The sequence below is a fragment of the Streptomyces coelicoflavus genome, assembly GCF_003112555.1.
Classification (GTDB): domain Bacteria; phylum Actinomycetota; class Actinomycetes; order Streptomycetales; family Streptomycetaceae; genus Streptomyces; species Streptomyces coelicoflavus.
On record NZ_BEWB01000006.1, the window covers coordinates 385,278 to 407,050 of the forward strand.

Here is a 21,773-nt window from a genome sequence, read left to right on the forward strand (position 1 = left end):
CGGGGGGCGCGAGATGAACACGCTGAAGGGCACCAACACCAGCGCAGTGCTCACGCGTCTGCACGACGTGCACGCACACCGGGGTTCCGAGAAGTCCGGTGCCGTGAGCGGGCGGGGGTGCGCTCGCGGCACCGGGCGTCAGCACACCGCGTACATGACGGTGGTTGACGCGAAGACGGGGGAAACGGGGAACGCGGCGAAGACGGGGGGCCAGGGGGACCCGGGGGAGCGCCGTTCCTTGTCGGAGGCGGAGTTCACCGCCTACGTCCAGGAGCGCCGCTCCTCCCTGTACGCGACCGCCTACCACCTCACCGGCGACCGCTTCGAGGCCGAGGACCTGCTGCAGAGCGCGCTGTTCTCGACCTACCGGGCGTGGGACCGGATCAGTGACAAGGCGGCGGTCGGCGGATACCTGCGCCGCACCATGACCAACCTGCACATCAGCGCCTGGCGGCGCCGCAAGCTCAACGAGTACCCGACCGAGGAACTGCCGGAGACGCCCGGCGACATGGACGCGATGCGCGGCACCGAACTGCGCACGGTCCTGTGGCAGGCGCTCGCCCGGCTGCCCGAACTCCAGCGCACCATGCTGGTCCTGCGCTACTACGAGGGCCGCACGGACCCGGAGATCGCGGACATCCTCGACATCAGCGTCGGCACGGTGAAGTCCAGCATCTGGCGGTCGCTCCGCCGGCTGCGCGAGGACGAGGTCCTCAGCTTCGGCCGTGACCGGGAGGACGCCTTCGGCGAACTGGTCGCCTGAGGCAGGGGGGCGGGGCCCCGTGAAAAAAGTTCGAGCCGGGGTGTATCAGGGGGCGGGACCCGGACTCTTACTCACGGGGAAGCACCACGGGGGAACAACGGGGGACACGGGGGAACAACGGGGGACGGGGATCACGGGGGATCCACGGGGGAGTGGAAAGGAAGCGGGACTGGAGGGCCGGGGGGTCCGTCCAGTCCCGCTTTCGCGTGTACGGGCAGGTGCGAGTACGGGGGGGTGTTACACGGCCGTACGGCTGGTGGCGCACCGGCCCGCCGCCGCGGCGGCCAGGCGGCCCATCGCCTCGTCCCGGTCGCAGGCGTGGGCGCCCAGGGCCGTCTGCCGGGCGATGACCGACCGTTCCTGCCGCATCAGCCGCCAGCCCCTGCGCAGCAGGAACGGCACGGACTTGCGGCTCTCGCGCAGGTCCCGCAGGAACCGGCGGCGGAAGGTCGTCAGCGGCCCCCGGCTCAGGCACAGCGCGTCGGCCAGGACGCCCAGCTCCCGGCAGCGTTCCACCAGTTCCGCGGCGAAGATGCCCTCCGCGAGGAACAGCGGCGTGCGCCCGATGTCGACCGTGTCCTCGCCGGTACGGGCACTCAGCGAGATGTCGTACACCGGCACGTCGGTACGCCCCGTGCGGCACAGCTCCCCGATGGCGGCGAGGGCCGCGTCCGCGTCCCACGACGCAGGGTGGTCCCAGTCGATGTCGGAGCTCTGGGGCACCGTCGGCAGCGTCGGGTCGGTGCCCTCCTTGTAGAAGTCGTCGAGGCGCAGCACCGGGAGACCGGAGTGCGCGGCGAGGAGGGACTTGCCGGAGCCGGAAGGGCCGCAGAGCAGCACGACTCGCGTCGGTATGGGCGGATGGGAGCTCACGGGACACCAGTCTGAGGCATCGAACGGCAGTCCTACGACCCCGCGTGCGTACTTTGCAGCGCGCGTCACATCTCGACCGCGCTGTGCGGTGACCTGATCACGGTGTGCGCTGTTAACAGGGCAGTCCGTAGCAATCCACACCAAGAGGTGGCAGCAGCGATGGCCCGACACGCGTCCCCCCGCACCCCGCACGCACAACGCGCCCTGGTCGCCCTCGCGACCGCCGGGGCCGCCCTGGCCGCCGGAGCTGCGACGGCTTCCGCGGCGGACGGCGGCGGCGAGACGATCGCCGGCCTGGCCCACACCCGCCCCACGTCGCTGGGCAACATCGACCCGCAGGCGGGCCTGGCGGCCGTCACCGGCACCGTCGGCTACGTCACCGGCCCGGTCGCCGACCTCAAGCCCAACCCGCTGGCCGGCACCGGCGTAGACCCGCTGGACAACGGCGTCGGCACCAAGGTCGCCGACTTCCGGCCGCTGACCTCGACGGCCCTGACCGGCCCGGTCGCCCAGGCGCAGTCGCTGGGCAGCGTGCCGGTGCTGGGACAGGTGACGGAGCTGCTGCGCTGAGAGGCGGTTCGCGCACTCCGGGCCGCGATCCCCGAAAGGGAGGTCGCGGCCCCTCCTGTGCCCCGGACGGGTGTGTCGCGCCGGTTCGCCGTACCCGTTCGTCGACGGCCACCTCAGGCGGCCCGGGGGCCGTCTAATCTGTGGTGATCCACGTTTCGCGCAAGAGGTGCCAGGGGGCCGTGTGCACAACGACGAAGGAATCAACGGGGCCGGGGGCAGCACCGACGGGCATCCCGAGGATCGTTCTTCCGCCCCCCACACGGTGATCGAGGGCCGTTACGAGCTGCTGGAGCCGATCGGCAGCGGCGGGATGGGCGAGGTCTGGAAGGCCCACGACCGGCGGCTGCGCCGGTTCGTCGCGGTGAAGGGGCTGCTCGACCGCAGGGCCACGACCGCGGACACGCAGCAGGCGGCGATGCTGCGGGCCCGGCGGGAGGCGGAGGCGCTCGCCAAGATCGAGCACCAGAACGTGGTGACGGTCCACGACCAGATCGAGACCGCCGACCAGGTCTGGATCGTGATGAAACTGCTCGAAGGGCAGTCGCTGGCCGACTTGTTGAGCCGCGACCGGGTCCTCGGCGTGCCCAGGGCCGCGGACATCGGCCTCCAGATGGCCCAGGGCCTGCGCGCGGTCCACGAGGCGTCGGTCCTGCACCGCGACGTCAAGCCGGGCAACGTGCTGGTGCGGGACGGCGGCCAGGTGGTCCTGGTGGACTTCGGCATCGCCACCTTCGAGGGAGCGGACCGGGTCACCCGGTACGGCGGCGTCATCGGTACACCCGCCTACCTGGCGCCCGAACTCTTCGCCCCCGCCAGCCCCGGCCCCACGCCCGCCTCCGACCTGTGGGCGCTGGGCGTCACCCTGTACGAGATGGTCGAGGGACGCCTGCCCTTCGGCGGCGGCGAGGTCTGGGAGGTGCAGGCCGGCATCCAGCAGTCGCCGGACCCGGTGCTCCGCTACGCCGGTCCTCTCGGCCCCGTCATCCAGGGGCTGTTGGCCACGGACCCGGACAGCCGCCTGGACGTGGCTTCGGCGGAGGCGATGCTCCGGGAGGTCCTCGCGGAGCCGGACCTGCCGACCCCGGCCAGGCCCGCCACTCCGGCCCCCGCCCCCGTACCCACGGTCCGGTCCGCGCCGCCCGCCTCACCGCCCACGCCGGCGGAGGCCGTACGGGTACCCGGCACGCCCCCGTCCGAGGCCGCTCTTCCCGAGCCGCCGCCGAAGGCGGGGGGCGGAGACCGCGGTGGCTTCCGGGGCTGGAAGGCGGCGGTGGTCGTGGTGTGCGCCGCTCTGCTCGCCGGAGGAGGCTGGCTCCTGTCGCAGAGCGGCTCGGGGGGCAAGCCGGACGACGCGGCGGGGGAGCGGGGCGGGGGAGCCCCCGAGGGGGGCACGGAGAAGGCGTGGGAGCAGTGGAGGAGCGAGAACGAGCGGCTGACCATCGGCGCCAAGACCGACCAGCCCGGACTGAGCTTCCGCGACAAGGCGGGCGTGTGGAGCGGATTCGACATCGACATCGCCCATGCCCTCGCCGGAAAGCTGGGCTACGACCGCGACCACGTCGATTTCTACCCGGTGACCACGGGGAACCGGGCGAGCAAGCTGGCGAACGGGGACGTGGACCTGGTCATCGCCTCGTACAGCATGACCGCTGAACGCGAGAAGAAGGACAACATCAGCTTCGTCGGCCCCTACTACAAGGCCGGCAGCAGCCTCCTCGTCCGCAAGCACTCCGTGAAACACGACCTCAACAACGCGGCCGACGTGAAGACGCAACGCGTCCAGGTGTGCACCGCACGGGATTCCACGTACGCGAACAGGTTGCAGACGGAGGGCTACACCACGGGGAAGTGGCAGCCCGATTCCTACAAGGAGTGCGTGGACAGGCTGCTGGACGAGCGGTCAGCGGTGTACGCGGTCGCCTCGGACGACGTGCTTCTCGCCGGGTATGCCAACGACGATCCGAAGAACCTGAAACTGCTGCCCAGCGGCGCGGGCTCGGAACCGTACGGGGTGGCGCTGCCGAAGGGCAAGCCTCTGCTGAAGAGCAAGGTGTGCTCGGGACTCCAGGAGGTCCTGGCCGGAGACGAGTGGTCCGAGATGTACATGAAGGACCTGTCCCCGCTGACCGGAAGGAAGACGCCGCCGAGCAAACCGGAGCTGCGGCCGTGCTCCGGTGAGTGAGTGACCCAGGCGGGCCGCGGCTCCTCCGGACGGAGAGGAACCGCGGCCCTGTCGGGTGGTGGAGGCGGTCAGTACGACGAGCCCGACGCGCCCAGCGCGCCCGTCGGGTGCCAGACCGTCTTCGTCTCCAGGAACGCCGTCATGCGGTCCGTGCCCGGGGTGGCCGACCAGTCGACGTCGTCCACAGGCTGTGGACGCAGGACGCGCTTGAGGTTGTCCGCCGCCGCGATCTCCAGCTCCTTGGCCAGCGTCTCGTCGGCGCCCGCGAGGTCGATCGCGTTGACGTCCTGGTGCGCGGCGAGGGGGGTGGCGATCTCCGCCGTACGGCCGGAGAGGACGTTGACCACGCCGCCGGGCAGGTCGGAGGTGGCCAGGACCTCGCCCAGGGAGAGGGCGGGGAGCGGGGACTTCTCCGACGCGACCACGACCGCCGTGTTGCCCGTCGCGACGACCGGGGCGATCACCGAGACCAGGCCCAGGAAGGACGACTCCTGCGGAGCCAGGACGGCGACCACGCCGGTCGGCTCCGGGGAGGAGAGGTTGAAGAACGGGCCCGCGACCGGGTTGCCGCCGCCGACCACCTGGGCGATCTTGTCGGTCCAGCCCGCGTACCAGACCCAGCGGTCGATCGCGGCGTCCACCTGCGCCGCCGCCTTCGACTTCGACAGGCCCTCCGCGTCGGCGACCTCCGCGACGTACTGGTCGCGGCGGCCCTCCAGCATCTCGGCGACGCGGTAGAGGATCTGGCCGCGGTTGTACGCCGTCGCGCCGGACCAGCCGCCGAACGCCTTGCGCGCGGCGACCACCGCGTCACGGGCGTCCTTGCGGGAGGAAAGCGGTGCGTTCGCCAGCCACTTGCCCTTTCCCGCCGCGGCAGCGGCTGATGTCCTCGTGGTCACCTCGTACACCCGGCCGCTCTCGGAACGCGGGAACTTCCCGCCGACGTACAGCTTGTAGGTCTTGAAGACACTGAGTCGCTCAGACATCGAGGTACGCCTCCAGGCCGTGGCGGCCGCCCTCGCGGCCGAAGCCCGACTCCTTGTAGCCGCCGAACGGCGACGTCGGGTCGAACTTGTTGAACGTGTTGGACCAGATCACACCGGCACGGAGCTTGTTCGCGACCGCCAGGATGCGCGAGCCCTTCTCCGTCCAGATGCCCGCCGACAGGCCGTACGGCGTGTTGTTGGCCTTCGCGACCGCCTCGTCCGGCGTGCGGAAGGTCAGCACGGACAGGACCGGGCCGAAGATCTCGTCGCGGGCGACGGTGTGCGCCTGGGTGACGTTCGTGAAGAGCGTCGGGGCGAACCAGTAGCCGGAGGAGGGGAGTTCGCAGGCCGGGGACCAGCGCTCGGCGCCCTCCGCCTCGCCCTGGTCGGCGAGGGCGCTGATCCGGGCCAGCTGCTCGGCGGAGTTGATCGCACCGATGTCCGTGTTCTTGTCCAGGGGGTCGCCCAGACGGAGGGTGGTGAGCCTGCGCTTCAGGGAGTCGAGCAGCTCGTCGTGGATCGACTCCTGGACCAGGAGGCGGCTGCCCGCGCAGCAGACCTGGCCCTGGTTGAAGAAGATGCCGTTGACGATGCCCTCCACGGCCTGGTCGATCGGGGCGTCGTCGAAGACGATGTTGGCGCCCTTGCCGCCCAGCTCCAGGGTGAGCTTCTTGCGGGTGCCCGCGACCGTGCGCGCGATCTGCTTGCCGACGGCCGTGGAGCCGGTGAAGGCGACCTTGTTCACGTCCGGGTGGGCGGTCAGGGCCGCCCCGGCGCGGCCGTCGCCGGTGATGATGTTGACGACGCCCTTGGGGAGACCGGCCTGGCGGCAGATGTCCGCGAAGAACAGGGCGGAGAGGGGGGTGGTCTCGGCGGGCTTGAGGACCACCGTGTTGCCGGTGGCCAGGGCCGGGGCGATCTTCCACGCCAGCATCAGGAGCGGGAAGTTCCACGGGATGACCTGGCCCGCGACGCCCAGCGGGCGCGGGTTCGCGCCGTAGCCGGCGTGGTCGAGCTTGTCGGCCCAGCCCGCGTAGTAGAAGAAGTGTGCCGCCACCAGGGGGAGGTCCGCGTCGCGGGTCTCCCTGATCGGCTTGCCGTTGTCGAGGGTTTCCAGGACGGCCAGCTCGCGGCTGCGTTCCTGGATGATGCGGGCGATGCGGAAGAGGTACTTCGCGCGCTCCGCGCCGGGCAGCGCCGACCACTTCTCGAAGGCCTTGCGGGCGGCCTTGACGGCACGGTCGACGTCCGCCTCGCCGGCCTCGGCGACCTCGGAGAGGACCTCCTCGGTGGACGGCGAGACGGTCTTGAAGACCTTGCCGTCGGCCGCCTCGGTGAACTCGCCGTCGATGAACAGGCCGTAGGAGGGGGCGATGTCGACGACCGCGCGGGACTCGGGAGCCGGCGCGTACTCGAACGCGGGTGCGGATGAAGATGCGGGTGCCATGGGGATCAGTCCACCGTCACGTAGTCGGGGCCGGAGTAACGGCCTGTGGCCAGCTTCTGGCGCTGCATCAGCAGGTCGTTCAGCAGCGAGGAGGCGCCGAAGCGGAACCAGTGGTTGTCCAGCCAGTCCTCGCCGGCGGTCTCGTTGACCAGGACCAGGAACTTGATCGCGTCCTTCGCGGTGCGGATGCCGCCGGCCGGCTTCACGCCGACCTGGACACCGGTCTGCGCGCGGAAGTCGCGGACCGCCTCCAGCATGAGGAGCGTGTTGGCGGGCGTGGCGTTGACCGCGACCTTGCCGGTGGAGGTCTTGATGAAGTCAGCTCCGGCCAGCATGCCGAGCCAGCTCGCGCGGCGGATGTTGTCGTACGTCGACAGCTCGCCGGTCTCGAAGATGACCTTGAGGCGGGCCGACGTGCCGCACGCCTCGCGGACGGCGGTGATCTCGTCGTACACCTTCATGTAGTGCCCCGCGAGGAAGGCCCCGCGGTCGATGACCATGTCGACCTCGTCCGCGCCCGCCGTCACGGCCTCGCGCACGTCGGCCAGCTTGACGGCCAGCGAGGCGCGGCCGGCCGGGAAGGCGGTGGCCACCGAGGCGACCTTCACGCCGGAGCCGGCGACGGCCTCCTTCGCGGTGGGCACCATGTCGGGGTACACGCAGACGGCGGCCGTGGCGGGCGCCGTGCGGTCGGTCGGGTCGGGACGGACCGCCTTCGCGCCGAGCGCCCGGACCTTGCCCGGGGTGTCCGCGCCTTCCAGCGTCGTCAGGTCGACCATCGAGATGGCGAGGTCGAGGGCGTACGCCTTCGCGGTGGTCTTGATGGAACGGGTGCCGAGGGAGGCGGCGCGCGCCTCCAGGCCGACCGTGTCGACGCCGGGCAACCCGTGGAGGAGGCGGCGCAGCGTGCTGTCGGACGCGGTGACGTCGGCGAGTCCGTGTACGGGGCCGTTCACGGGGCCCTGTGCGGCGGGTGCAGTGGTGGGCATGGTCACCAGGTGAGCATATCTACGCGCGTAGCGGTCTGTACAGTCCCCGGCGCGGGTCCGGGTGGAACGACACCGCCCGTGAACCTTTGCCGGGCCGTCGGGCACAATCGGCTGCATGACGACCCCGGAGCCGCAGTCGCCCTCGCCTCAGCCGTCGGAACCCGTGTCCAAGGACCGGGTCTACCGCTCGCCCGCAGGCATGGCCGGAGGCGTGCTGGTCCTCGCCCTCGCGCTGTGGCTCGGCATCGACGCCCTGGTCGTGGGCGAGGGCAACACCCGCTGGAAGGCGATCGCGGCGCTGCTCTTCCTCGTGCCGCTCGTCGCCGCCTACACCGTGCGGCCCGCCGTCTTCGCCAACGAGGACCGGCTGCGGGTGCGCAATCCGTTCCGGGTGATCGTGCTCCCGTGGGCGGAGGTCGCCTCGTTCCGGTCCGCCTACTCCAACGAGGTCTTCGCCGAGGGCGGCGACAAGTACCAGCTGTGGTCCATTCCCGTCTCGCTGCGGGGGCGCAATAAGGCCGCGCGTCGGGAGGACCGGCGGGCGGCCGGTGGTGCCGGTCGCGGTCGCGGGCGCGGCATGCTCGGCGGCATGGGGCAGCTTCAGCTCGGTGGGCGCACCGACGGTGCCGGGTCCACCGCCGTGGAGGCGGACGGGCCGGTACGGGCCCAGGGCGACAAGACCATGGACGAGCTGCGCGAGCTGTGGGAGGCGCGCAAGGACGCCGCGAGCTCGAAGGGCGCGGTGACGGTGCGGTGGGCCTACGAGATCGTCGTGCCGGTGGCGGTCGGGGCGGTGGGGCTGGCGGTGCTGCTCGGGGTCGGGTGAGCGTCCGGGCCGCGGGTGTCCGTCCGAGGCGGGTGGGAGTCCGGGCCGCGGATGTCCGTCCGAGGCGGGTGGGAGTCCGGGCCGCGGGTGTCCGTCCGAGGCGGGTGAGTGTTGCGGGTGGGTGTTGTCCGGGGGCCCTTGCGGGCCCCCGGTTTCGTCAGATGCCGGCTGCCGTCGACAGGTCGTGCTTGAGCGCCGTCAAGAGGTCCGTCGCCTTCGCGCGGGCCGCCGGGAGGCCGGCGTGCTCGGCGACCGGGACGACCACCTCCAGGTAGCACTTCAGCTTGGGCTCCGTGCCGCTCGGGCGGACGATCACCCTCGCGCCGTCGAGCGTGTAGCGCAGGCCGTCGGTGGGCGGGAGGGTGTCCGTGCCCTGCGTGAGGTCCTCCGCCTTCGTGACGGTCAGGCCGGCGAGGCTCGTCGGGGGCTGTTCGCGCAGGCGGTGCATCGCGGCGGCGATGAGGGAGAGGTCCTCCACGCGGACCGAGAGCTGGTCCGTGGCGTGCAGGCCGTGCTCCACGGCGATGTCGTCGAGGAGGTCGAGGAGGGTGCGGCCCTCTTCCTTGAGGGTCGAGGCCAGTTCCGTGATCAGGAGGGCCGCGGTGATGCCGTCCTTGTCACGGACGCCCTCCGGGTCGACGCAGTAGCCCAGGGCCTCCTCGTAGCCGTAGCGGATGTTCTCCACGCGGGCGATCCACTTGAAGCCGGTGAGGGTCTCGACGTGGGGGACGTTCGCCTTCGCGGCGATGCGGCCGAGGAGGGAGGACGACACGATCGACTCCGCGAACGTGCCCTGCGCTCCGCGGGTGACCAGGTGGGTCGCGAGGAGGGCGCCCACCTCGTCGCCCCGGAGCATGCGCCAGCCCACGGCGGCCGCGGGGTCGGGTACGGCGACGGCGAGGCGGTCCGCGTCCGGGTCGTTGGCGACGACCAGGTCGGGATTCGTCTCCCGGGCCTTCGCGAAGGCGAGGTCCATCGCGCCGGGCTCTTCCGGGTTGGGGAAGGCGACGGTGGGGAAGTCCGGGTCGGGGTCGGCCTGCTCGGTGACGAGGGTGGGGCGCGGGAAGCCGGCTCGGGCGAAGGCGGCGAGGAGGGTGTCCTTGCCGACGCCGTGCATCGCGGTGTAGACGGTGCGGGCGGTGCGGGGCGAGTTCTCGGCGAGGACCGCGTCCGTGCGGGTGAGGTAGGCGTCGAGGACGTCGTCCGTCAGGGTCTGCCAGCCGGTTTCCGGGCGGGGGACGTCGTGCAGGGAGCGTACGGCGTCGATCTCCGCGGCGATCTCGGCGTCGGCGGGGGGCACGATCTGGGAGCCGTCGCCGAGGTACACCTTGTAGCCGTTGTCGCGGGGCGGGTTGTGGCTGGCGGTGACCTCCACTCCGGCGACGGCGCCCAGGTGGCGGATCGCGAAGGCGAGGACGGGGGTGGGGAGGGGGCGGGGGAATACGGCCGCCCTGAGGCCGGCGCCGGTCATGACGGCGGCGGTGTCGCGGGCGAAGTCCTCGGACTTGTGGCGGGCGTCGTAGCCGACGACGACCAGGCCGGCCGTGCCGTCCCCGTGGGGGGTCCCCTGCTTCTTCAGGTAGGCGGCGAGGCCGGCGGCGGCACGGATGACGACCGAGCGGTTCATGCGCATCGGGCCGGCGCCCAGTTCGCCGCGGAGGCCGGCGGTGCCGAACTGGAGGGTGCCGGAGAAGCGTGCGGTGAGCTCGGCGTGGTTCCCGGCGTCCATGAGGCGGGCGAGCTCCGCGCGGGTGTCCGCGTCGGGGTCCTCGGCCAGCCATGCCTTGGCTCGTGCGAGGAGGTCGTCGTCGTTCACGTCTGGCACGTCGGTCAGCCTCTCGGGTGCGGTGCGGTGCGGTGCGGTGCGGTGCGGTGCGGTGCGGATGCCTGCGGCGCCTGTGCGGGTGCGGTGGGGGTGCGGATGCCTGCGGCGCCTGTGCGGGTGCGGTGGGGGTGCGGGTGCCTGCGGCGCCTGTGCGGGGTCGGTGGGGGTGTGGGTGCGATGCCTGCGGCGCCTGTGCGGGGTGTGGGGGTGCGCGTAGCGCGTTGGGGTGCGTTGTGGGTCGGGGCCGCGCCGGGGGGTGTCCGTCCTCGGAACGGCGCGGAATCGGTCGGCCACAGATCTTCCCGGCGCGGACGCGCCAACCGCTGCGGGCGGACACCCCCCGACCCGACCCCTTCCCGCCGTACGCGGCTGCCGGCCGCCTACGCCCCGCTGCCCCGTCTCGCCGCTCGCGGCTGCCCGCCGTCGCCGCGAACAGCGCCACGCCGCCCCGCAACTGCGGGCAGTCGTGCCGCTGGGGCGATGGGGGTCCCCCCGCTCGAGCGAAGCCGAGAGTGGGGGAGGGTGGGCGCGGCGGCCCCCCGCGACGCCGGGCCGCGCACCCCACCCCGCGCCCGCACCCGCGCCGGGTGCCGGGTGGAACGCCGAGCCGTGCTCCCCGCCCGGCGCTCGCATCCGCGCCGGTGCGAAGGGAACGCCGGGCCACGTGGCCCACCCCGCGTCTGCTAGAGCCGGCCCAGTACCTGGGTCAGCAGTGTCCCCATGCGCGCCGCCGAGTCGCGGCCCGCCTGGAGGACCTCCTCGTGGTTGAGGGGCTCGCCCGTCATGCCCGCGGCGAGGTTGGTGACCAGGGAGATGCCCAGCACCTCCGCGCCGGCCTCGCGGGCCGCGATCGCCTCGAGGACCGTGGACATGCCCACCAGGTCGGCACCGATCACGCGGGCCATGCGGATCTCGGCCGGGGTCTCGTAGTGCGGGCCGGGGAACTGGGCGTAGACGCCCTCCTCCAGCGTGGCGTCGACCTCCTTGCACAGCGCGCGCAGGCGCGGGGAGTAGAGGTCGGTGAGGTCGACGAAGTTGGCGCCGACGATCGGGGAGGTGGCGGTGAGGTTGATGTGGTCGCTGATCAGGACCGGCTGGCCGGGGCGCATGCCCTCGCGCAGGCCGCCGCAGCCGTTGGTGAGGATGATCGTCTTGGCGCCGGCCGCCACCGCGGTGCGGACGCCGTGGGAGACGGCGGCTACGCCGTGGCCCTCGTAGTAGTGGGTGCGGCCCAGGAAGACCAGTGCGCGCTTGTCGCCGAGGGTGTACGAGCGGACCTTGCCGCCGTGGCCCTCCACCGCGGGCTTGGGGAAGCCCGGGAGGTCGGTGACCTGGAGATCGGCCTCGGGGGCGCCCAGGGCGTCCACGGCCGGTGCCCAGCCGGAGCCCATCACCAGGGCGACGTCGTGGGTCTCGGCGCCGGTGAGTTCGCGCAGGCGGGCCGCGGCGGCGTCGGCGGCGGCGTACGGGTCGCCCTGGATGTCGTCCGGAAGAAGAGATGCGTTCACGCCGAAGAGGGTAGCCGGTTTACGGCTACGCGCGTAGATGGTGGAGGTCACGGGATAGGGGTTTTTGGGTTGGAGGTTTTGACGGGGCGGTGCTCAGCAGGGGCGTTTGCGGAGTTCCATCACGTAGTCGTGGGGGGCGCCGGCGGATTCGGCGGCGTCCGCGACCTCGCCCAGGTAGCGGGCGGAGGGCAGGCCGCCCTCGTAGGCGTTCAGGACGTAGGTCCAGGCACCCTCCTCGCCGTCGAGGGTGTGGGCGCGGACGCGGGTGCGGCGGTAGATGTCCAGGCCCACGCCCTCCCAGCGGTCGAGGGAGTCCTCGTCCATCGGGGCGATGTCGTAGAGGGAGACGAAGACCTGGGAGATCGGGTCCTCCACGAGGGTCGCCAGTGCGCCCTCCCAGCCCATGTGCTCGCCCCCGAAGGTCAGCCGCCACCCGTTCAGCCAGCCGGTGGCGCGCAGCGGCGAGTGGGGGGCGCGGCGGGTCATCAGCCGCGCGTCGAGGTTGCCGGCGTAGGCGGCGTAGAGCGACATGTGGGGAAGGGTACGCGCCGTTCTTGTAACGGTGGTGGCCCCGGGCGGCCGGTCGTTGAAGGGTGCGGGACAATGGAGTACGTGACTCGGATCGTGATCATTGGCGGCGGACCCGGCGGATACGAAGCGGCGCTGGTGGCCGCTCAGCTCGGCGCGGAGGTGACCGTCGTCGACTGCGACGGCCTGGGCGGGGCGTCGGTGCTGACCGACTGCGTGCCGTCCAAGACCCTCATCGCCACGGCTGAGGTGATGACCACCTTTGATTCCTCTTATGAGGAGCTGGGGATCATCGTCGCCGACGACACCCCGCCCATGGAGCAGGCCGCCCGGGTGGTGGGCGTCGACCTGGGCAAGGTCAACCGGCGGGTGAAGCGGCTCGCGCTGGCGCAGTCGCACGACATCACCGCCTCCGTGACGCGCGCCGGAGCGCGGGTCATGCGCGGGCGCGGGCGGCTGGAGGGCATGCAGGGGCTCGACGGGTCCCGCAAGGTCGTGGTGCGGGCCGCCGACGGGAGCGAGGAGACGCTGACCGCCGACGCGGTGCTCATTGCCACGGGTGGGCATCCGCGGGAGCTGCCGGACGCGCGGCCCGACGGGGAGCGGATCCTGAACTGGACCCAGGTCTACGACCTGGAGGAGCTGCCCGAAGAGCTGATCGTGGTCGGGTCCGGTGTGACCGGTGCCGAGTTCGCCGGGGCCTACCAGGCGCTCGGGTCGCGGGTCACGCTGGTGTCGTCGCGGGACCGGGTGCTGCCGGGCGAGGACCCGGATGCGGCGGCTGTTCTGGAAGACGTGTTCCGGCGGCGTGGGATGAACGTCATGTCGCGGTCGCGGGCCCAGTCCGTCAAGCGGGTGGGCGACCGGGTGGAGGTGACGCTGTCCGACGGGCGGGTCATCACCGGGTCGCACTGTCTGATGGCCGTCGGTGCCATTCCCAACACGGAGGGGATGGGGCTGGAGGAGGCGGGAGTCCGGCTCAAGGACTCCGGGCACATCAAGACCGACCGGGTCTCGCGCACCTCGGCTCCCGGCGTGTACGCCGCCGGTGACGTCACCGGCGTCTTCGCGCTCGCCTCGGTGGCGGCGATGCAGGGGCGGATCGCCATGTACCACTTCCTGGGCGACGCCGTGACTCCGCTGAACCTCAAGACCGTGTCCGCCAACGTCTTCACCGACCCCGAGATCGCCACCGTCGGCTATTCGCAGGCCGACGTCGACGGGGGCAAGATCGACGCCCGGGTGGTGAAGCTGCCGCTGCTGCGCAACCCCCGCGCCAAGATGCAGGGCATCCGGGACGGCTTCGTCAAGATTTTCTGCCGGCCCGGTACCGAGATCGTGGTGGGAGGCGTCGTGGTGGCGCCGCGCGCCTCCGAGCTGATTCATCCGATTTCGATCGCCGTCGACAACAACCTGACGGTCGAGCAGATCGCCAACGCGTTCACCGTCTACCCCTCGCTGTCGGGGTCGATCGCGGAGGTGGCGCGGCAACTGCACACGCGGAAGGCCGGCGGGGAGGGCTAGCCCGGCGGCCTGCGGCCGGAAACGACTCCCCGCTGGTCACGGGGAGTTGCGGCGCTTGCGAGTGGCATAGGCGGCCGGGGTAGGTCCGTATACCACTTCCCGTGGTGGCATGTGAACAACTTCTGTTATTCGGCGCATACTGCTGAAAGCAGACGGTCGTTGGGGTTACTGTCAGTTTCGTGTTCGCTGCAGAACGTCGCCAATTGATCCTCGAAATGGTGCGAGCGAACGGGGCCGTGTCGCTCCGTGAGCTCGCCCGCGTCGTCCAGACCTCCGAAGTGACCGTACGGCGGGACGTGCGCGCACTGGAGGCAGAAGGACTCCTCGACCGCCGGCACGGCGGTGCGGTACTGCCGGGCGGGTTCACGCGAGAGTCCGGCTTTCCGCAGAAGTCCCATCTCGCGACCGCCGAGAAGACGGCCATCGCCGATCTCGCCGCGGGCCTCGTCGAAGAGGGCGAGGCCATCGTGGTGGGTGCGGGTACCACGACGCAGGAGCTGGCCCGCCGGCTCGCGCGGGTGCCCGGGCTGACCGTCGTCACCAACTCGTTGTTGGTGGCCCAGGCCCTTGCCCATGCCAACCGGGTCGAGGTCGTGATGACCGGCGGCACGCTCCGGGGGTCCAACTACGCCCTGGTGGGGTCCGGGGCCGAGCAGTCCCTCCAGGGGCTGCGGGTGTCCAAGGCATTCCTGTCCGGGAGCGGGCTGACCGCCGAGCGGGGACTGTCCACGTCCAACATGCTGTCGGCGTCCGTCGACCGGGCGCTGGTCCAGGCCGCCGCCGAGGTCGTCGTCCTCGCCGACCACTCCAAGCTGGGCACGGACACCATGTTCCAGACCGTGCCCACCGATGTCATCACCCGTCTGGTCACCGACGAGTCGCCGGCCCACGACGACCGCGCCGCCACCGAGCTCCAGGCCCTGGCCGACCAGGGCGTGCAGATCGCCGTGGCCGGGGCGTCGGGGGGTGGTGGGGCGAACGGCGGCGGGCCATCGGGGGCCTCGGGGGCTGAATCCGTGGCGCGTCAGCAGCGCCGGGACGTGCCGCTTCCGGGGCCACGCCGACAGGTTCCGGGTGCGGCGGCGGGGCTGCGGTCGGCCGCCGCCCTGAGCGAGCAGAACGGCGGGACGGAACGGGCGCGCGTCGCCGACATGCGCCGCCGGTAGGACGGACTCCGCGTCGTCCGGCGGTCCCCGTCCGCCGGGCAGCGGCAGGGGCGCCCGGTGGACCGGTGATCGGTCCGCCGGGCGCCCCTGCCGTGGTGCGGGTGTCGCTCAGTCCTTGATCTCGCAGATGGCGGCGCCGGAGGTGATGGAGGCGCCGATCTCCGAGCCCAGGCCCTTGATGGTGCCGGACTTGTGGGCGTTGATCGGCTGTTCCATCTTCATGGCTTCCAGGACGACGACGAGGTCGCCCTCCTGGACTTCCTGGCCCTCTTCCACGGCGATCTTCACGATGGTGCCCTGCATGGGGGAGGCGAGGGTGTCGCCGGAGGCGGCGGGGCCGGACTTCTTGGCCGCGCGGCGCTTGGGGCGGGCGCCGGCCGCCAGGCCGGTGCGGGCCAGTGACATGCCCAGGCTGGAGGGCAGGGAGACCTCCAGGCGCTTGCCGCCGACCTCGACGACGACGGTCTCCCGGCCGGACTCCTCGTCCGCCTCGGTGTCGGCGGGCGCGGTGAAGGGCTTGATCTCGTTGACGAACTCCGTCTCGATCCAGCGGGTGTGGACCGTGAACGGGTCGGCGGAGCCGGTGAGCTCGGGGGCGAAGGCCGCGTCGCGGACGACCGTGCGGTGGAAGGGGATCGCGGTGGCCATGCCCTCGACGGTGAACTCGTCCAGGGCGCGGGCGGCGCGTTCCAGTGCTTCCTTGCGGGTGCGGCCGGTGACGATCAGTTTGGCCAGCAGGGAGTCCCAGGCCGGGCCGATGACGCTGCCGGATTCGACGCCGGCGTCCAGGCGGACGCCGGGGCCGGTGGGTGCGTCGAAGAGGGTGACGGTGCCGGGGGCGGGCAGGAAGCCGCGGCCGGGGTCCTCGCCGTTGATGCGGAACTCGAAGGAGTGGCCGCGCAGAGCGGGGTCGTCGTAGCCGAGTTCCTCGCCGTCGGCGATGCGGAACATCTCGCGGACCAGGTCGATGCCGGCGACTTCCTCGGTGACCGGGTGTTCGACCTGGAGGCGGGTGTTGACCTCGAGGAAGGAGATGGTGCCGTCCATGCCGACGAGGAACTCGACCGTGCCGGCGCCGACGTAGCCGGCTTCCTTGAGGATCGCCTTGGAGGAGGCGTACAGCTCGGCCAGCTGGGCCTCGGAGAGGAACGGGGCGGGGGCCTCCTCGACGAGTTTCTGGTGGCGGCGCTGGAGGGAGCAGTCGCGGGTGGAGACGACGACCACGTTGCCGTGGGTGTCGGCCAGGCACTGGGTCTCCACGTGGCGGGGCTTGTCGAGGTAGCGCTCGACGAAGCACTCGCCGCGGCCGAACGCGGCCACGGCCTCGCGGACCGCGGACTCGTACAGCTCGGGGACCTCGTCGAGGGTGCGGGCGACCTTGAGGCCGCGGCCGCCGCCGCCGAAGGCGGCCTTGATCGCGATGGGCAGGCCGTGCTCCTTCGCGAAGGCGACGACCTCGTCCGCGCCGGAGACGGGGTCGGGGGTGCCGGCGACCAGGGGGGCGCCGGCGCGCTGGGCGATGTGGCGGGCGGCGACCTTGTCGCCCAGGTCGCGGATGGCGTGTGGGGGCGGGCCGATCCAGATCAGACCGGCGTCCAGGACCGCCTGCGCGAACTCGGCGTTCTCCGAGAGGAATCCGTAGCCGGGGTGGATGGCGTCCGCGCCCGACTCGCGCGCGGCTTTGAGGACCTTCTCGATGTCCAGATAGCTGGTCGCGGGGGTGTCACCACCCAGGGCGAACGCCTCATCAGCGGCGCGGACATGCAATGCGTCCCGGTCCGGGTCCGCGTAGACGGCCACGCTCGCGATCCCGGCGTCCCGGCAGGCCCGGGCCACGCGGACAGCGATTTCGCCACGGTTGGCGATGAGCACCTTGCGCACGATTGAGGCTCCCTCCTTGAAACAAGCCGAGTTTAGGGACTGCCGACACGGCACTACGACCCGTCCCCAATGGTGAGCTTGCCCACACGGAGCGTGATTCGAGGCTCGCTCGACCCGCGAAAGCCCTTGTAGTACCGCGCTGCGCAGGACTCCTGGGGGAAACCCTAGCCCGCCCGTGTGGTCAAGGTCTCTGTAAGGGCGTGCTGCGGGCCACTCCGTTTCTTTGTGGAGTCCCTACTAATGGCCCAATGATTCTTTGCTCGTGCCGGAACCCTTGTGGCGAGGTTTACCCGTTAGTAGCGTTCCTCTGGTCTCGAACGTACTTGGAGTAACAGCTGTCCTTGCGGCAGCGGTCGGAAGTGGGTGGGGACCGGTGTCAGTGCGCAGGCCGGTGGCGTGGATCGTGGCGGTCGTGCTCTTCGCGGAGGCGGTCGGCGTCGCGGCGCTGAACTGGTTCCTGGCGATCGTCGTCGACCGCCAGGACATGTCCCTGGCCGGTCTCGACCCGGACATGATGTCCGTGTCCTCGAAGATCGGCGGGGTCGTCTTCGGCCTGTACTTCGCGCTGTGCGCCCTGGTCGCCCTGCTCGTGGCGCTGCGCGACCGCGCGCCCGCGGGGCTGGGCCGGGTCCTGCTGATCAGCGCCGCCGTGGTGCACGGGCTGCTCGGCGCCTTCACCTGGGGGCTGGTGGGACCCGGAGCCTTCGTCTTCATGATCGTCGTACTGGGTCTCATCGTGCTGCTGCTGATGACGTACGACGCCCGCGAGGAGTCTGCCGCCGGGCCGCGGCCCGAGGGCGGCAACGGCGGCAAGGGCGACGACGGCGCCCCGGTCAGCCCTCCGCCGGCGCCCACAACTCCGTGATGCCGGTGCCGAGCTCGGCGAGGAGACGCCGCAGCAGGGGCAGGCTGAGGCCGATGACGTTCCCGTGGTCGCCGTCGATGCCGTCGATGAACGGCGCCGAGCGGCCGTCCAGGGTGAACGCGCCCGCGACGTACAGGGGTTCCCCGGAGGCCACGTAGGCGGCGATCTCGTCGTCGGTCGGCTCGCCGAAACGGACGACGGTGGACGCCGTCGCCGAGACGTGGCGGCCGGAGTCGGTGTCCCAGACGCAGTGGCCGGTCTGCAGCGTGCCCGCCCGGCCGCGCATCGCCTTCCAGCGGGCGGTGGCCTCCTCGGCGTCCGCCGGCTTGCCGAGCGCCTGGCCGTCCAGGTCGAGCACCGAGTCGCAACCGATCACCAGGGCGCCGTGCACCTCGGGCTTCGCGGCCACCACGGACGCCTTGGCCTCGGCCAGGGCGAGGGCCAGCTCGGCGGGGGTGGGGGCGGTGACGGCCTCCTCGTCGACACCGCTCACGAGCACCTCGGGGGCCAGTCCTGCCTGGCGCAGCAGGCCGAGCCGGGCCGGGGACTGGGAGGCGAGGACGAGTCGGCGGCGGGGCTGAGCAGCAGTCATGGGGTCACATTAGCCACCGGGGGCGGGGGCGGCTCACCCCAGGCCGAGGACGATCATCGCGAGGACCATGGCCAGCGCCAGGAAGACGCTCAGCCGCCGCAGCATGTCCTGCATGTCGCGCAGTTCCTTGGGCGGCTCGTTCTCGGGGTCGGACCACAGCATGCCACTAGCGTGGGGCTTGGCCGGGGGGCGGGGCTTGAGTACGGGTACCTAAATCGGGGCGCGGGGTTGCAGCTCTGTGCGCTCACGCGGCGGAGCCGCGAATCGACACAGCCCCGCGCCCCTGGGACGACCGGCCTCAGGTCGGCCAGTAGGTGCGGCCCCATGCCGTCGGGCCCGGGTGGGGCAGGCGGTGGGCCGCGAGGCGGGACGGGTCCGACCATGCGTCGCGCGGGCGCTCGGTGGTGGACGGCTCGGCGGCCGCCGCCGCGGCGCGGGCCCTGACCACCGTCAGGGCGGCGGCCAGTTCTTCCGGGGTGGGGTTGCCCCGGACGACCTTGATGGTCACAGCGGCTCCTTACAGGGGGATGTTGCCGTGCTTCTTCGGGGGCAGCGACTCACGCTTGGTGCGCAGCTGGCGCAGGCCGCGGACGATGTGGCGGCGGGTGTCGGACGGCATGATCACCGCGTCGACGTAGCCGCGTTCGGCCGCCGTGTAGGGGTTGAGGAGGGCGTCCTCGTACTCCTGGATCAGACGGGCGCGGGTGGCCTCGGTGTCGTCACCGGCCTCGGCGATGGTGCGGCGGTGCAGGATGTTGACCGCGCCCTGGGCGCCCATGACGGCGATCTGGGCGGTGGGCCAGGCCAGGTTGAGGTCGGCGCCCAGGTGCTTGGAGCCCATGACGTCGTAGGCGCCGCCGAAGGCCTTGCGGGTGATGACCGTGATGAGCGGCACCGTGGCCTCGGCGTAGGCGAAGATCAGCTTGGCGCCGCGCCGGATGATGCCGTCGTGCTCCTGGTCCACGCCCGGCAGGAAGCCGGGGACGTCCACGAAGGTGAGGACGGGGACGTTGAAGGCGTCGCAGGTGCGCACGAAGCGGGCCGCCTTCTCGGAGGCGGTGATGTCCAGGCACCCGGCGAACTGCATCGGCTGGTTGGCGACGATGCCGACCGGGCGGCCCTCGACGCGGCCGAAGCCGGTGAGGATGTTCGGCGCGAACAGGGGCTGGGTCTCGAAGAACTCGGCGTCGTCCAGGACGTGCTCGATGACGCTGTGCATGTCGTAGGGCTGGTTCGCCGAGTCGGGGACGATCGTGTCCAGCTCGGCGTCCTCGTCCGTGACCGCGAGGTCCGCCTCCTCCGGGAAGGCGGGGGGCTCGGAGAGGTTGTTGGACGGCAGGTAGGACAGGAGCTGCTTGACGTACTCGACCGCGTCCTTCTCGTCGCCCGCCATGTGGTGGGCCACGCCCGAGGTGGAGTTGTGGGTGCGGGCGCCGCCCAGCTCCTCGAAGCCGACGTCCTCGCCGGTGACCGTCTTGATGACGTCGGGTCCGGTGATGAACATGTGGCTGGTCTGGTCGACCATCACCGTGAAGTCGGTGATCGCGGGAGAGTAGACCGCGCCGCCCGCGCACGGGCCGACGACCAGGCTGATCTGCGGGATCACTCCCGAGGCGTGGGTGTTGCGGCGGAAGATCTCGCCGTAGGCGCCGAGGGAGGCCACGCCCTCCTGGATGCGGGCGCCGCCGGAGTCGTTGATGCCGACGACCGGGCAGCCGGTCTTCAGCGCGAAGTCCATCACCTTGACGATCTTCTGGCCGTACACCTCGCCCAGTGCGCCGCCGAAGACGGTGAAGTCCTGGGAGAAGACGGCGACCGGGCGGCCGTCGACGGTGCCGTAGCCGGTGACGACGCCGTCGCCGTAGGGGCGGTTGGCGTCGAGGCCGAAGTTGGTGGAGCGGTGCCGGGCGAACTCGTCCAGCTCGACGAAGGAACCCTCGTCGAGGAGGAGGTCGATGCGTTCACGAGCCGTCAGCTTGCCCTTGGCGTGCTGTTTCTCCACGGCGCGTGCGGAACCGGCGTGCGTCGCCTCCTCGATACGGCGCCTGAGATCCGCGAGCTTGCCCGCGGTCGTGTGGATGTCGGGCTGCTGCTCTTCCGGCTCGGACATCGGGATGCGGCTCCCTGCCTGCTCAAAAGGGGGGACGGTTACTCGTTCGTAGAGTAGTAGGGGCCCTTCCGATCGGCAGTGCGGTGTTTCCCACACCTAGGGTGGGTTGCATGACGCCCCGTGACTCCTCCGACTCCCCGAACGACGCCCCGAAGGACGCCCCCAAGGACGCCGCGAACGACGCCCCGCGCAGCCGGTGGTCCGACCTGGACCGGCCCCCGCTCAGCAGCACGGCCCTGCGCCGGGGCCTGGTGCGGGAGGAAGGACTGTGGCGGCGGGTCGACGTCGTGCAGCGCACCGGGTCCACCAACTCCGACCTCGTCGCCCGGGCCGCCGAGGGGGACCTGGCGGAGGGCGTGGTCCTCGTCGCCGAGGAGCAGAGCGCCGCGCGGGGGCGCCTGGACCGGCAGTGGACGGCGCCGGCCCGCTCCGGGCTCTTCTTCTCCGTCCTGCTGCGCCCCGCCGAGGTCCCCGTGACCCGCTGGGGCTGGCTGCCGCTGCTCACCGGCGTCGCCGTGGCGACCGGGCTGTCCCGCGTCGCGGGCGTCGACACCGCCCTGAAGTGGCCCAACGACCTGCTGGTGACCGTCGGCGACGAGGAGCGCAAGGCCGGCGGCATCCTCGCCGAGCGGGCCGGGAACGACGGCGTCGTCATCGGCGTCGGCATCAACGTCTCGCTGCGCGCCGACGAACTGCCGGTCCCGCGGGCCGGTTCGCTGGCGCTGGCCGGGGCCGCGAACACCGACCGCGACCCGCTGCTGCGCGGGGTGCTGCGGTCGCTGGAGGACTGGTACGGGCGCTGGCGCGAGGCCGGGGGCGACCCGGCGGCCAGCGGGCTTCAGGAGACGTACGCGGCGGGCTGCGCGACGCTCGGGCGGATGGTGCGGGCGGAGCTTCCCGGTGACCGGTCGCTCGTGGGGGAGGCGGTGGCCGTGGACGGCGACGGGCGGCTGGTCCTCGCGACGGAGGCGGGGGTGCAGGAGCCGGTGGGAGCGGGCGACATCGTGCACCTGCGGTTGGCGTGAGCGCGGCCCCGGGGCACCCTCGGAGTACGGGACGCACGGGAGTGAGCTGGGGCACACCTGACGTAAAGTTGGGGCCGGTCGAACCTGACCGCGGCAGATCGGAAAGGCAACAG

The 21,773-nt window shown here is 71.9% G+C and carries 20 protein-coding genes; 8 read left to right on the forward strand and 12 right to left on the reverse strand.

The features are described 5' to 3' along the window. The first annotated feature begins 13 nt into the window (after positions 1–13). Positions 14–763 carry a SigE family RNA polymerase sigma factor gene (locus tag Sco07f_RS16675; protein ID WP_007444247.1) on the forward strand — a complete coding sequence of 250 codons (750 nt, stop codon included), beginning with the start codon at positions 14–16 and terminating at the stop codon, positions 761–763. Between the two features lie 237 nt (positions 764–1,000). On the opposite strand, the gene Sco07f_RS16680 is transcribed toward Sco07f_RS16675, so the two are convergent. After that, on the reverse strand, positions 1,001–1,603 hold the full coding sequence (locus tag Sco07f_RS16680; RefSeq protein ID WP_007444218.1) for a hypothetical protein: 603 nt from the start codon (positions 1,601–1,603) through the stop codon (positions 1,001–1,003). 192 nt (positions 1,604–1,795) lie between these two features. Between Sco07f_RS16680 and Sco07f_RS16685 the strand changes: the two genes are divergently transcribed. Then, entirely contained in the window at positions 1,796–2,206 is a 411-nt protein-coding gene (locus Sco07f_RS16685) for a hypothetical protein (RefSeq protein WP_054099254.1), read from the forward strand. Between the two features lie 181 nt (positions 2,207–2,387). After that, positions 2,388–4,388 (forward strand): bifunctional serine/threonine-protein kinase/glutamate ABC transporter substrate-binding protein, encoded by a 2,001-nt coding sequence (locus Sco07f_RS16690; RefSeq protein ID WP_108988263.1) that lies wholly within the window; start codon positions 2,388–2,390, stop codon positions 4,386–4,388. A gap of 68 nt (positions 4,389–4,456) precedes the next feature. Here the strand turns inward: Sco07f_RS16690 and Sco07f_RS16695 are convergent, their stop codons facing one another. Genes Sco07f_RS16695 through deoC form a run of 3 tightly spaced genes read right to left on the reverse strand, consistent with a single transcriptional unit; the run spans position 4,457 to position 7,810 of the window. After that, positions 4,457–5,374, reverse strand: a complete 918-nt coding sequence (locus Sco07f_RS16695) for an aldehyde dehydrogenase family protein (protein WP_108988264.1) — start codon at positions 5,372–5,374, stop codon at positions 4,457–4,459. After that, the gene (locus Sco07f_RS16700) at positions 5,367–6,821 is read right to left on the reverse strand and encodes an aldehyde dehydrogenase family protein (RefSeq protein WP_108988265.1); all 1,455 of its coding nucleotides are present in this window, start codon (positions 6,819–6,821) and stop codon (positions 5,367–5,369) included. Before Sco07f_RS16700 ends, Sco07f_RS16695 begins: the two co-directional genes overlap by 8 nt. Positions 6,822–6,826: 5 nt before the next feature. After that, a complete protein-coding gene (gene deoC, locus Sco07f_RS16705; RefSeq protein WP_108988266.1) occupies positions 6,827–7,810 on the reverse strand; it encodes a deoxyribose-phosphate aldolase in 984 nt (327 codons plus the stop codon). A gap of 115 nt (positions 7,811–7,925) precedes the next feature. On the opposite strand from deoC, the gene Sco07f_RS16710 reads away from it, so the two are divergent. After that, positions 7,926–8,636 (forward strand): PH domain-containing protein, encoded by a 711-nt coding sequence (locus Sco07f_RS16710; protein ID WP_108988267.1) that lies wholly within the window; start codon positions 7,926–7,928, stop codon positions 8,634–8,636. Between the two features lie 157 nt (positions 8,637–8,793). Here Sco07f_RS16710 and Sco07f_RS16715 read toward each other — a convergent pair whose 3' ends face one another. The 3 genes from Sco07f_RS16715 to Sco07f_RS16725 all read right to left on the reverse strand — a co-directional run bounded on the left by Sco07f_RS16715 (position 8,794) and on the right by Sco07f_RS16725 (position 12,500). Continuing rightward, entirely contained in the window at positions 8,794–10,461 is a 1,668-nt protein-coding gene (locus Sco07f_RS16715; RefSeq protein ID WP_108988268.1) for a phospho-sugar mutase, read from the reverse strand. A gap of 683 nt (positions 10,462–11,144) precedes the next feature. Then, positions 11,145–11,969 carry a purine-nucleoside phosphorylase gene (locus tag Sco07f_RS16720; RefSeq protein WP_042825038.1) on the reverse strand — a complete coding sequence of 275 codons (825 nt, stop codon included), beginning with the start codon at positions 11,967–11,969 and terminating at the stop codon, positions 11,145–11,147. Between the two features lie 93 nt (positions 11,970–12,062). Then, positions 12,063–12,500, reverse strand: a complete 438-nt coding sequence (locus tag Sco07f_RS16725) for a gamma-glutamylcyclotransferase family protein (RefSeq protein WP_007444183.1) — start codon at positions 12,498–12,500, stop codon at positions 12,063–12,065. A 72-nt stretch (positions 12,501–12,572) separates the two neighbouring features. On the opposite strand from Sco07f_RS16725, the gene Sco07f_RS16730 reads away from it, so the two are divergent. Beyond that, a complete protein-coding gene (locus Sco07f_RS16730; protein WP_007444191.1) occupies positions 12,573–14,021 on the forward strand; it encodes an NAD(P)H-quinone dehydrogenase in 1,449 nt (482 codons plus the stop codon). Positions 14,022–14,200: 179 nt separating this feature from the next. Further along, a complete protein-coding gene (locus tag Sco07f_RS16735) occupies positions 14,201–15,187 on the forward strand; it encodes a DeoR/GlpR family DNA-binding transcription regulator (protein WP_063739950.1) in 987 nt (328 codons plus the stop codon). A gap of 108 nt (positions 15,188–15,295) precedes the next feature. On the opposite strand, the gene Sco07f_RS16740 is transcribed toward Sco07f_RS16735, so the two are convergent. Next, a complete protein-coding gene (locus Sco07f_RS16740) occupies positions 15,296–17,068 on the reverse strand; it encodes an ATP-binding protein (RefSeq protein ID WP_108988269.1) in 1,773 nt (590 codons plus the stop codon). Positions 17,069–17,441: 373 nt separating this feature from the next. Here Sco07f_RS16740 and Sco07f_RS16745 point away from each other — a divergent pair, with 373 nt between their 5' ends. Beyond that, positions 17,442–17,933 (forward strand): hypothetical protein, encoded by a 492-nt coding sequence (locus Sco07f_RS16745; RefSeq protein ID WP_042825040.1) that lies wholly within the window; start codon positions 17,442–17,444, stop codon positions 17,931–17,933. Here Sco07f_RS16745 and Sco07f_RS16750 read toward each other — a convergent pair. The 4 genes from Sco07f_RS16750 to Sco07f_RS16765 all read right to left on the reverse strand — a co-directional run bounded on the left by Sco07f_RS16750 (position 17,902) and on the right by Sco07f_RS16765 (position 20,635). Then, positions 17,902–18,525: a nucleoside triphosphate pyrophosphatase gene (locus Sco07f_RS16750; RefSeq protein WP_007444185.1), complete on the reverse strand. Its 624-nt coding sequence runs from the start codon at positions 18,523–18,525 to the stop codon at positions 17,902–17,904. The two genes, Sco07f_RS16745 and Sco07f_RS16750, sit on opposite strands and share 32 nt — an antisense overlap. 33 nt (positions 18,526–18,558) lie before the next feature. Further along, on the reverse strand, positions 18,559–18,687 hold the full coding sequence (gene mmpB / locus Sco07f_RS41100; protein WP_042825042.1) for a morphogenic membrane protein MmpB: 129 nt from the start codon (positions 18,685–18,687) through the stop codon (positions 18,559–18,561). 136 nt (positions 18,688–18,823) lie between these two features. Next, positions 18,824–19,033, reverse strand: a complete 210-nt coding sequence (locus Sco07f_RS16760) for an acyl-CoA carboxylase subunit epsilon (protein ID WP_108988270.1) — start codon at positions 19,031–19,033, stop codon at positions 18,824–18,826. 9 nt (positions 19,034–19,042) lie between these two features. Continuing rightward, entirely contained in the window at positions 19,043–20,635 is a 1,593-nt protein-coding gene (locus Sco07f_RS16765) for an acyl-CoA carboxylase subunit beta (RefSeq protein WP_007444189.1), read from the reverse strand. A 110-nt stretch (positions 20,636–20,745) separates the two neighbouring features. On the opposite strand from Sco07f_RS16765, the gene Sco07f_RS16770 reads away from it, so the two are divergent. Then, positions 20,746–21,660: a biotin--[acetyl-CoA-carboxylase] ligase gene (locus Sco07f_RS16770; RefSeq protein ID WP_108988271.1), complete on the forward strand. Its 915-nt coding sequence runs from the start codon at positions 20,746–20,748 to the stop codon at positions 21,658–21,660. Positions 21,661–21,773: the final 113 nt, after the last annotated feature.

Excerpts from the sequence above, each read along its gene's own strand:
- Sco07f_RS16675 (WP_007444247.1), top strand. The coding sequence starts at position 14 with ATGAACACGCTGAAGGGCACCAACACCAGCGCAGTGCTCACGCGTCTG.
- Sco07f_RS16685 (WP_054099254.1), top strand. The coding sequence starts at position 1,796 with ATGGCCCGACACGCGTCCCCCCGCACCCCGCACGCACAACGCGCCCTG.
- Sco07f_RS16695 (WP_108988264.1), bottom strand. The coding sequence starts at position 5,374 with ATGTCTGAGCGACTCAGTGTCTTCAAGACCTACAAGCTGTACGTCGGC.
- Sco07f_RS16700 (WP_108988265.1), bottom strand. The coding sequence starts at position 6,821 with ATGGCACCCGCATCTTCATCCGCACCCGCGTTCGAGTACGCGCCGGCT.
- deoC (WP_108988266.1), bottom strand. The coding sequence starts at position 7,810 with ATGCCCACCACTGCACCCGCCGCACAGGGCCCCGTGAACGGCCCCGTA.
- Sco07f_RS16710 (WP_108988267.1), top strand. The coding sequence starts at position 7,926 with ATGACGACCCCGGAGCCGCAGTCGCCCTCGCCTCAGCCGTCGGAACCC.
- Sco07f_RS16725 (WP_007444183.1), bottom strand. The coding sequence starts at position 12,500 with ATGTCGCTCTACGCCGCCTACGCCGGCAACCTCGACGCGCGGCTGATG.
- Sco07f_RS16730 (WP_007444191.1), top strand. The coding sequence starts at position 12,573 with ATGGAGTACGTGACTCGGATCGTGATCATTGGCGGCGGACCCGGCGGA.
- Sco07f_RS16750 (WP_007444185.1), bottom strand. The coding sequence starts at position 18,525 with ATGACTGCTGCTCAGCCCCGCCGCCGACTCGTCCTCGCCTCCCAGTCC.
- mmpB (WP_042825042.1), bottom strand. The coding sequence starts at position 18,687 with ATGCTGTGGTCCGACCCCGAGAACGAGCCGCCCAAGGAACTGCGCGAC.
- Sco07f_RS16765 (WP_007444189.1), bottom strand. The coding sequence starts at position 20,635 with ATGTCCGAGCCGGAAGAGCAGCAGCCCGACATCCACACGACCGCGGGC.
- Sco07f_RS16770 (WP_108988271.1), top strand. The coding sequence starts at position 20,746 with ATGACGCCCCGTGACTCCTCCGACTCCCCGAACGACGCCCCGAAGGAC.